The organism is Rhodococcus sp. CX (assembly GCF_015865005.1).
GTDB lineage: Bacteria > Actinomycetota > Actinomycetes > Mycobacteriales > Mycobacteriaceae > Rhodococcus.
Genome location: NZ_JADZGH010000112.1, coordinates 1 through 1,548, shown reverse-complemented (window position 1 = coordinate 1,548; position 1,548 = coordinate 1). Strand labels below are relative to the sequence as shown.

General features: G+C 72.8%; 1 protein-coding gene and 1 pseudogene. Both read right to left on the bottom strand.

Annotation, left to right across the window (positions count from 1 at the left end; all coding sequences use genetic code 11):
• Nucleotides 1-22: 22 nt before the first annotated feature.
• Nucleotides 23-781 carry an ESX secretion-associated protein EspG gene (locus tag I0Q12_RS12485; protein ID WP_197252222.1) on the bottom strand — a complete coding sequence of 253 codons (759 nt, stop codon included), beginning with the start codon at nucleotides 779-781 and terminating at the stop codon, nucleotides 23-25.
• Nucleotides 782-798: 17 nt separating this feature from the next.
• Nucleotides 799-1,548: pseudogene (locus I0Q12_RS12480) on the bottom strand (hypothetical protein); the annotation flags it as partial.

The window sequence follows — 1,548 nt, the reverse complement described above, 5'->3', positions numbered from 1 at the left end:
ACGTCGACGGGGGACGTGCCCGTCAGAACACCCCCGAACGCGCCGAATAGGCCCGGAGGGCCCGGTCCACCGAACCGAGAATCCGCTGTTCGACGTCGCGCGCCCCGGCCGGAACCGCCTCGATGTGATCCGCCCGACGCAGCAGGTAACGACCGTCCCCGGTGAAATCCGTCCACCCGAAACTCTCCGCTCCGGACCCGCTGCGCGCGTCGACCGCACCGCCCGGCGTCACCGTGATTTCTCCGGCGGAGTCCCGCGGCCGATCGAAGAACTCGGCGGCGACCTCCCGGATGGAGCGGTACCGGCTGTCGCGCAGCAGCGTGCCCGTGTCCGGTTCGCGGTCGGGAAGGTGCAGGGCCGGTCGTCGGCCGGGTGCCGCGTCCGGCAGCAGCTCGACGACCCGGCGGGCGGAGGCACCCGACGGCACGAGCGCCACGTCCAGGCCGAGACCGTCCGGACCGCTGCTCTCGCTGAGGACGACGGCACGGCCGCCGCGCACCGCCGCGTGGATGCGCACCGCGGATTCGTCGGCCGTGTTCATCCGGTCCAGGCCCAGCGCTTCGATCCGCACCGACGGATCCGCGAGGGTCACGAACGCCGCGTACAGGTCCTCGTCCAGGAGGCGACGCATCCGCGCGGCCGCGTCCGCCCGGGATGCAAGCGCCTCGTCGACGGTGCGGTCGGTGCTGCGGAACTGGAACGGGAACGGCGGACGGTCGCGACCGAACAGCTGCCAGACCGCCGTGAACTCGCTTTGCGTCAGCCGCCACGCTGTGTTCATGCGCCGAGTGCCGGGGGTCATGCGCCGAGCACCGGGGGAGTTGTGGCCGGCATGTCGCCGATCAGTTCGTTGCCGTGTTCCTCGGTGACGAGGTAGCCGGGCACGGAGCGTTTCTCCTCGTCGCCCTTGCCGGCGTGGGGCGGCATCATGCCCATCGGCATCGCAGCCGCGCGACCGACTCCGCGGGCCGCACCGGGAGCGGCTCCCGACGCAGGGGTCGCGGCAGCCGGACCGGATACGAATCCGGGTGGGACCGCGCCCGGGGAGCCCGATCCCGACAGCCCGGAACCCGGCGATCCCACACCCGGTGATCCCGTGCCGGAGCCACCGCTGACGGTGCCGGCGGAGCCGGGCGAGGGGCTGCCGGGCCAGCCGGTGGTGGACGCAGGCACGGCGCTGCGGGGATCGGCGGACGCTGCCGTCGTGCGCGCGGCGTCTTGCGCTTCGGAGCCGGAAGGCTGCGAGGCCGGTGCTCCGAAAGCGTTCTGCATGTCGGTACCGGTGGATCCGGGACCGGCTGCCGCGGAGCTGCTCGGCTCACCGCTCATGTTGTCGCCGAGGTTGCCGCCCGGGGCATAGGTCGAGACCGACGAACCGTCCGACCCGCTGCCGCTGCCTCGACCCACTCCCGACGAACCGGGTCCGCTGCCGGCTCCGGGATATCCCACCGAACCGGCGCTGCCGTCTGCTGTCGGATCGAATGCGGGTGGCAGCACGGGGACGCGCGAATCCGCGGTCGTGACCGTCGGCGCGTAGTCCTCCTGCAT

Excerpts from the sequence above, each read along its gene's own strand:
- I0Q12_RS12485 (WP_197252222.1), bottom strand. The coding sequence starts at position 781 with ATGAACACAGCGTGGCGGCTGACGCAAAGCGAGTTCACGGCGGTCTGG.